We start from the raw sequence: 8,281 nt of genomic DNA, 5'->3' as shown, positions 1-8,281 counted from the left end.
CCAAAATCCAAAATCCAAAATCCAAAATCCAAAATCCAAAATCCAAAATCCAAAATCCAAAATTACTATGACTGGAAAAGAATTACGCCAACTGTTGATTAATAAATGGGGACAGCCCTACGATGTCCAATTTCGCCGCACTCAAGGTAAAATCTTCTTACAAATCATGTGGAAGTACCAAGGCCAAGCTTCTTTCCCCTTGAGCGAAAGTGATTACCAAGATCATCTTGACAGCATTGCTAATTATCTCCATGCTTTAGGAGGAACACAACAAGTAGAAACTTTTATTACCGATACTAAAGAGCGTCCCCGTCTCGGTAAAGCAGTTAGCATTCCTCTTGATTTGGGTGAACGTGCCTCTGAATGGATTGTCTAAAAATTAGGGTATAGTGGGTTAGGCCAATACAATAAAATATCACTATGAGTCAAAAATTTCCGATTTAAGATATAAATAAAATTATCGGGCAGAAAATAACATATCTGTTACTATCTACACCTATAGTGCTAGATCAACACGGTATTAATAAGGCTATGATTATGAGACGGTTTTAGCAGCCTAGTATGCTCTAGGTGAATTGTGTTAATTTTTACGAGATGCTACGAGAACACAGTGTAGGGGATGTAAGCTGTGCGAATTCCGCTCGATTACTACAGAATTTTAGGATTACCGTTAGTGGCAACTGAGGAACAACTGCGCCAGGCATACAGCGATCGCATTGTCCAACTACCGCGACGGGAGTATTCAACTACGGCTATATCTTCTCGCAAGGATTTAATTTCAGAAGCTTATATGGTTTTATTAGATGCTAAAAAGCGCAAGTCCTACGATGAACTTTATCTATCTCATATCTATACTGATAACACAACTGCTGATCAAGCGCCATTGTCCATATCTCCCACAGAGAGTAACTCCCAACGTCTTGATCCTTCAACTCTCAGCATCGAAATCAGCCCAAACCGATTTATTGGTTCTTTGTTAATTCTCCAAGAACTAGGAGAATATGAGTTGGTATTAAAACTTGGTCGTCCGCATTTAGTCAATAAACCCAGTAAAATTAGCGTCAAAACAGGTAATCGTCTCACTCAAGCGGAAATTCCCGAAAACCTAGACTTACCAGATATTATCCTCACCGTGTCTTTAGCTTGTTTAGAGCTAGGACGGGAAGAATGGCAACAAGGTAACTATGAAAATGCCGCCATATCTTTAGAAACAGGTGAAGAATTATTGGCCAGGGAAGGATTATTTCCCACAGTTCGCGCCGAAATGACGGCTGATCTTTACAAACTCCGTCCTTATCGGATTTTAGAACTATTAGCACTGTCAAAAGAACAGGTCGCTAAACGCCAACAAGGACTAGAATTATTACAAAGTATTTTAGAAGATCGTGGCGGCATTGATGGCAGTGGCAATGATCAATCAGGTTTGAATATAGATGATTTTTTGCGATTTATCCAGCAAATCCGGCATTTTTTAACAGTATCAGAACAGCATAAACTATTTGAATTAGAAAGTAAACGTCCTTCAGCCGTGGCCACATATTTAGCAGTATACTCATTAATCGCCAGAGGTTTTACTCAACGACAACCAGCTTTAATTCGCCAAGCCAAGCAAATGTTAATGCAATTAGCAAAACGCCAAGATGTGCATTTAGAACAATCTCTTTGTGCTTTGCTGATGGGACAAACCGAAGAAGCCACCCGTGTTTTAGAACTAAGTCAAGAATATGAAGCTTTAGCGTTTATTAGAGAAAAATCCCAAGATTCACCCGACCTGTTACCAGGACTGTGTTTGTACACTGAAAAATGGTTACAACAGGAAGTATTTCCCCATTTTCGTGATTTAGGAAAACAAAAAGCCGCTTTAAAAGATTATTTTGCAGATAAACAAGTACAGGCTTATTTAGAATCATTGCCTACAGATGTCCAAACAACTGAACGGCCAGTGATCCATCCTCAATCCTTTCCTCAGCCAGATACTAATCATTTCCGTCACCATGCTCGTGAAACCGGAGAAACACACCAATATCATCACCAACCATCCAACCCTGAATTACCGGAAACACACCACCGACACCAACCTGAACCTAGCCGGATTTCCATGAGCAGATGGAATCATACTACAACCAGTGGAAGTGTAGCTAACCAAGGATCACAAATACCCGTCACACCAATAGGGGCTACCTCCAGCAGCAAATCACATCCAGGTAATCACACTTCTCAACCAGCTACAAACCATCAGCACCCAAGGCGCAGACGACGCAAACCCAGCGCCAATAACATTCCACAACGTTTTTTACAGTCTCAAACTAATTTCCTTAGTAGCCTAGATCCGAAAACACGCTTAGTTTGGATGGTGTCTTTCTCATTAGGGGGAGTAGTAGTTTTTTCGTTATTAGTATCAACAACTGTGGAATTGGTCAAAAATATCTTCTTTTCCCACCCATCATTACAGGGAGAACAGTTAGCAATAGAACTAAATCAACCACCGATAACCATTCCTAACCCCAACAGCCAATCTCAACCAAGGGACGAAGAACTAACAAATAAGACAGCAAAGGAAGTAATTGAAACTTGGTTATCTGCTAAAGCCGCAGCTTTAGGAGAAAATCATGACATTAATGGTTTAAACAAAATTTTAACAGGTCAGGTTTTATTGCAATGGCGTTCATTAGCCCAGCAAGAACAAGAAGATAAACGCTATCGGCAATATAAACATGATGTAAAAGTGGAATCTGTCTCTAAAAAACGCACAGATAAAAATTATGTATCTGTAGACGCTACGGTACAAGAAGTTACTCAGTTCTATGAAAATAGCCGAGAAAAAAAGTCTTCTCATGAAAACTTGCGTGTTCGCTATGAGTTGGTTCACAAAGAAGGTAAATGGCTAATTCAGCGAATGTCAGTAATTCAGACGTTTTCGTAATTAGTTAGTGGTCAGTGGTTAGTTGTCAGTTGTCAGTTGTCAGTTGTCAGTTGTCAGTTGTCAGTTGTCAGTTGTCAGTTGTCACCTGTCACCTGTCACCTGTCACCTGTCACCTGTCACCTGTCACCTATCCCCTGTTCCCTGTTCCCTGTTGTAAATATTCTCCTTTGCCTAAAATGTTATGAAATCTTGATAATAATTCCCTTGTCAAGGGCAATATATTAAGGTTTCATGACAAAACGATCCCCAAAGGGCTGATAACTACGTGAAATACGGCAAAATCCATGTTTAGACCCCTTGATCCCTGGATAGTTTTACTGGTTAATATTTACTTAACAACTCTTTGCAATTCTCAACCTAAGAATTTAGAGCAGTTGGGATCTCAATAAAAAAAACAGACAGTAAACAAATTTAAAACTGGGGTTTTGTCCAGGAGTCAGTGATAAAAAAATCTGGGTAGATGATATTTGATCAAACTCTATTTTAACCCGGAAAAACTTACCTTTTAAACTACTGGAGGCCAAATTAATGGCAAAAGAACGCCCACCGCTAGAAGAGATGACACTACGGCAATTACGGAAAGTCGCCAGTGAATATTCCATATCTCGCTATAGCAGAATGCGTAAATCGCAGTTATTAACATCAATTCAAGATGTTCAGCGTAGCAAATTTTCACCCAGTTCATCTCGTACTCAGGAGGCACAAGAAACCGTGGAAGCAACAAAATTTGAATTAGGCCAAGAAGATCGTACTGGTGGTTCTCTTGCTGATGTTGACGAAGCACTAGGAGATTTACCCGCAGGTTATGGTGAAAGCCGGATAGTTCTATTACCCCGTGATCCTCAATGGGCTTACACTTACTGGGATATTCCTAACGACCATAAAGAAGAACTCCGTCGTCAAGGTGGACAGACCCTAGCGCTGCGGATTTATGATGTCACTGATGTTGATCTAGATTACCAAAGTCCTCACAGCTTGCAAGAATACCCTGCGGATGAACTAGCGAGAGAATGGTACTTGCCAATTCCCGTGAGCGATCGCGATTACGTGATAGATGTAGGTTATCGCACCGCTGATGGTGGCTGGTTAGTATTAGCCCGTTCTGCTAGAGTACATATTCCTCCCGTCTATCCTTCCGATTGGATTGAAGATGTCTTTATCACTGTAGACTTTGAAGAAGACTTACGCGCTAAGACCTTCTATGAACTAGTTCCCCCATCTAAGAAATTACCAACTGTTACTGCTAGTGGTGAAGGAAACCCGATTTACGAACAAATCTTTGGTCTAGCAGAATCCGCTGAAGCTCAACGAGTTGCGGGTTCTCTATTCGGTTCTATGCAGCACGTCCCCGGTTCTGCTGCTCCAGAACAAGCTCTCAGTTCCTACGTTTTCCCATCGGGTGTAGGTATGTGGGCTGTTCCGAATGTATCTGGTTTAAATATGTCAGGTGTGGGAATGTCCGGTTTCTCCGCTGGTGCTGTTCCTGCGCGTCCCCGCAAATTCTGGTTAGTTGCTGATGCTGAATTGATTGTTTACGGTGCAACGGAACCTGATGCAAATGTCACTATTGGTGGTCGTCCGATTAAACTCAATTCGGATGGTACATTCCGCTTCCAAATGTCTTTCCAAGATGGTTTAATTGATTACCCAATTCTAGCTATTGCGGCTGATGGTGAGCAATCTCGTTCTATTCACATGAAGTTTGAGAGGGAAACACCTTCTCGTAATACTAATACCAAAGATGAAGCTGTTCTGGAATGGCTTGCATAATTGCTGTATTTGAAGATTAACCATAACTGCATTTGTTGATTTCACCCACTATAGAAATAGTATAGTGGGTTTTTTATTGAAAAAAAACAAACAACTTCAACTGATTCAGGACTTACGCAACTGGCATAATACATATAATTTTTGGTGACACTTGCGTAAGTCCTATGATTTTTATGCTTTGGTGGAAAAAAGACAACCAGATTTTTGATGAGTATCAAATTGTCGCCAAGGATCATGCTGATAAAAAAAATTAGGTTTTAGCTCAATATTTTTATAAGTGCGATGAAAAACTGGAGTTGCAGAGCCTGATAGCGGTGGTACAATCCAAGACCAGTTTGCATAAGTAGATCTTTTCTGTAATTTTTCCTTGTTTTCAAACTGGATAAAATGATGACTTTCTGTATGATGATCAACAATAGTTACTCCAGCTTTTTGAAATGAGTAAAGAACAGCAATATTTAATTCCACTAAAGCACGATCTCGCCATAATGTATAGTTATTACGAGTATTCAAACCTAACCTTTTGCTTATAGGCAACAGCAAATTATAACGACATTCATCCCCAAAATTACGAGATCCGATTTCAGTTCCCATGTACCAGCCATTAAAGGGAGCAGATGTATATTTAACTCCACCAATATCAAGCATCATATTGGTAATTAATGGTATTGCGTGCCACTTCAGACCCAGTTCAGCAAACCAAGGATATTCAGGATGGTGAATTAATACTTCCAATACCACACCAGGAGGTAAGTCGAATAAATGAGGTTGTTGGTTAGGCATTTGAATGATAATTGGCAAAATATCAAAGGGAGTTCCTTTGCTTTTTTTCCAGCCCATTTCAAGAGCAATTCGTGTGAACTCTACATACTTTGGATCACCAATAACAGAACCATCAGACTGTTTATAACCTGCATAGCGGATAAGTTGTTCATTCCAGATGCGGATTCCTGGTTGATTGGGGTGTTGTGGTGCAAAAACAGTTATAAACGGTTTAATTCTACCTCCATTAGTAGCTAATTTTAAATGTTCTACCAAAGCATCAAATATTTCATCTGGTTTATCCAAGCTGCGACAATCACGAACTTCCAGCAAATTCCAATAATTACGACCTATACATCGAGTGCTATTACGCCATGCTAACTTAGATCCGGAAGCTAATTCATCATAAGTTTGCCAATATGTGCCAGTGGTTTTTATTTCATTCTTGATTTCCGCAAATCTTTTAGTTTTAGATAGATTTAATTGACCTTCTTTTTCTAGTAATGATAAAAATTCTTGAATTTCATCAATTTTTGGATCATTTTGCTCACTTTCACTGTTTGAGACTGAAAATTTGGATTTTGTTTTTGGGAATTTAAAATTTATTTTATTAAGTAACGATAACAAATATTCCATTATCTGCTTCTTAATAAATGTTAGAGAGCGTCGCAGACTACTAAGCATTTTTTCAGATCCCGTTACTATTATTGCAACCTTGTTACCATACTTATTTTAAAAAAAATACTTAGATATATTAAATTTGATCACAAAACTTTACAAGACAATCTTTCTGTAGATGTCTATTGAGTGGCTAGAATTTAACACACCTGCTTAGTGATCTTTTTAATTAAATATTTTTGTTGTTACTGAAACTTGATTAAATCAGTTGCTAATACTTAGTATCAATTTATGTATCATGAATACATAAATTGAGAAAATCATCCAGAAAAATTTCTCAACAAAAGCACCCACTACTAGATATAATTTTCTGTAAGTTGAAAAAAACATTAAGATTAGCGTAAAAATTACATTAAAATAAAGATTACGCTTCTATTAAACTGACTGGCTGATACCCAAATTAGGAGGAATATATATGGCGCTTGTACCTATGCGGTTGCTTTTGGATCACGCTGCTGAACACGGTTATGGCATTCCCGCTTTTAACGTTAACAACTTGGAGCAGATTCAGGCAATCATGAAAGCAGCGACTGAAACAGACAGTCCTGTGATTTTACAAGCTTCTCGCGGCGCTCGTAATTATGCAGGGGAAAATTTCCTTCGCCACTTGATTTTAGCTGCGGTAGAAACTTATCCTCAGATTCCCATTGTCATGCACCAAGATCATGGTAATGCTCCTTCTACCTGCTACTCAGCTATTAAGAACAACTTCACCAGTGTAATGATGGATGGTTCTTTGGAAGCTGATGCTAAAACTCCTGCCAGCTTTGAATATAATGTTAAAGTTACCAGTGAAGTTGTCAACGTCGCTCACTCTTTAGGTGTCAGCGTTGAAGGTGAACTAGGTTGTTTGGGTTCTCTAGAAACCGGCGCTGGTGAAGCTGAAGACGGTCACGGTTTTGAAGGTACACTAGACCATTCTCAACTATTAACTGATCCTGATGAAGCTGTTGACTTTGTAGAAGCTACTCAAGTAGATGCTTTGGCTGTAGCTATCGGTACTAGCCACGGTGCTTATAAGTTTACCCGCAAACCAACTGGCGAAATTTTGGCTATTAGCCGCATTGAAGAAATTCACCGTCGTTTACCTAATACCCATTTGGTAATGCACGGTTCTTCTTCTGTCCCTGAAGATTTGTTGGCGCTAATTAACCAATATGGTGGCGAAATTCCTGAAACCTACGGTGTACCTGTAGAAGAAATTCAAAAAGGTATTAAGAGTGGTGTACGTAAGGTAAATATTGACACCGATAACCGTTTAGCGATTACTGCGGCTGTGCGGGAAGCTTTGGCGGCTAACCCCAAGGAATTTGATCCTCGTCACTTCCTCAAACCTTCTATTAAATATATGCAGAAGGTTTGCGCTGACCGTTATGTACAGTTTGGTACTGCTGGTAATGCAAGCAAGATTAAGCAAGTTTCTTTGGAAGATTTTGCTGCTAAGTATGCTAAGGGTGAATTGGTCATGAGGGCTGCTGCTAAGGTTTAATCTTTCTTAGCAACAAATTAAGGTGTAGCTAGGCTATGCCTTTACAGAAATAAACTGGGAAACGTTACTGTTTCCCGGTTTTTTATATTAATTGTAATTACTTATAAATTTACTTGAGAATAACATCCCTGTGATGAATGTGATATAGTAAGACAATGGCGTAAATAAGGCTATCTCTTATGACTACCAATTTACAATCTACATTCTTAAGTAGTTATATTTATGATCAGGATTATTGTTTGTGGATAGAAACTACAGCTAATTTATTACGTAATCACCAACTAGAACAAGTTGATTTTGAGCATTTGATTGCAGAAATAGAGGACATGGGGAAAGAAAAACGACGTGAATTAAAAAACCGACTCATAGTTTTACTAATGCACTTGCTTAAATATCAATTTCAATCTGAAAAACGTTCTTCTAGTTGGGTAAGTACAATTTGGGAACAGTTTTATCAAATTGAATCTTTATTGGAGGATAGTCCTAGTCTCAAACCTTATTATTTAGAACTATTTTCTGATTGTTATTTAAAAGCTGTTCGCGCTACCAGTACGGAAACTAAATTATCTATTCAGGTTTTTCCTATTGACTCTCCTTTTGAGCCTTTGGATGTCATTAATTCTGATTTTATCATGACACTGCTGAGTCAGGAGGAAATT

6 protein-coding genes are annotated in these 8,281 nt (G+C 38.9%); 5 read left to right on the top strand and 1 reads right to left on the bottom strand.

The window, feature by feature from the left end:
* The first annotated feature begins 67 nt into the window (after nucleotides 1-67).
* From ACIR131C_RS0115825 to ACIR131C_RS0115815, 3 genes are all read left to right on the top strand, one after another.
* Nucleotides 68-376, top strand: a complete 309-nt coding sequence (locus ACIR131C_RS0115825; protein ID WP_028090991.1) for a DUF3067 family protein — start codon at nucleotides 68-70, stop codon at nucleotides 374-376.
* Between the two features lie 252 nt (nucleotides 377-628).
* Complete coding sequence (locus ACIR131C_RS0115820; RefSeq protein ID WP_028090990.1) at nucleotides 629-2,923, top strand: IMS domain-containing protein; 2,295 nt, start codon at nucleotides 629-631, stop codon at nucleotides 2,921-2,923.
* Between the two features lie 528 nt (nucleotides 2,924-3,451).
* Nucleotides 3,452-4,693: a DUF4912 domain-containing protein gene (locus tag ACIR131C_RS0115815; RefSeq protein WP_028090989.1), complete on the top strand. Its 1,242-nt coding sequence runs from the start codon at nucleotides 3,452-3,454 to the stop codon at nucleotides 4,691-4,693.
* A gap of 171 nt (nucleotides 4,694-4,864) precedes the next feature.
* On the opposite strand, the gene ACIR131C_RS0115810 is transcribed toward ACIR131C_RS0115815, so the two are convergent.
* The gene (locus ACIR131C_RS0115810) at nucleotides 4,865-6,091 is read right to left on the bottom strand and encodes a nitric oxide synthase oxygenase (protein ID WP_231395475.1); all 1,227 of its coding nucleotides are present in this window, start codon (nucleotides 6,089-6,091) and stop codon (nucleotides 4,865-4,867) included.
* Nucleotides 6,092-6,548: 457 nt separating this feature from the next.
* Here ACIR131C_RS0115810 and fba point away from each other — a divergent pair, with 457 nt between their 5' ends.
* Nucleotides 6,549-7,622 (top strand): class II fructose-bisphosphate aldolase, encoded by a 1,074-nt coding sequence (fba, locus tag ACIR131C_RS0115805; RefSeq protein WP_028090987.1) that lies wholly within the window; start codon nucleotides 6,549-6,551, stop codon nucleotides 7,620-7,622.
* Between the two features lie 179 nt (nucleotides 7,623-7,801).
* A partial coding sequence (locus ACIR131C_RS0115800) for a DUF29 domain-containing protein (protein WP_028090986.1) occupies nucleotides 7,802-8,281 on the top strand: 480 nt, incomplete at its 3' end.

This window comes from Dolichospermum circinale AWQC131C, assembly GCF_000426905.1.
Taxonomy (GTDB): Bacteria; Cyanobacteriota; Cyanobacteriia; order Cyanobacteriales; family Nostocaceae; genus Dolichospermum; species Dolichospermum circinale.
Note: the sequence above shows the minus strand (reverse complement) of the source record. Positions and strands in the feature narration are given on the sequence as shown.

Coding starts and splice junctions, on each gene's coding strand:
- ACIR131C_RS0115825 (WP_028090991.1), top strand. CDS start 68: ATGACTGGAAAAGAATTACGCCAACTGTTGATTAATAAATGGGGACAG.
- ACIR131C_RS0115815 (WP_028090989.1), top strand. CDS start 3,452: ATGGCAAAAGAACGCCCACCGCTAGAAGAGATGACACTACGGCAATTA.
- ACIR131C_RS0115810 (WP_231395475.1), bottom strand. CDS start 6,091: ATGGAATATTTGTTATCGTTACTTAATAAAATAAATTTTAAATTCCCA.
- fba (WP_028090987.1), top strand. CDS start 6,549: ATGGCGCTTGTACCTATGCGGTTGCTTTTGGATCACGCTGCTGAACAC.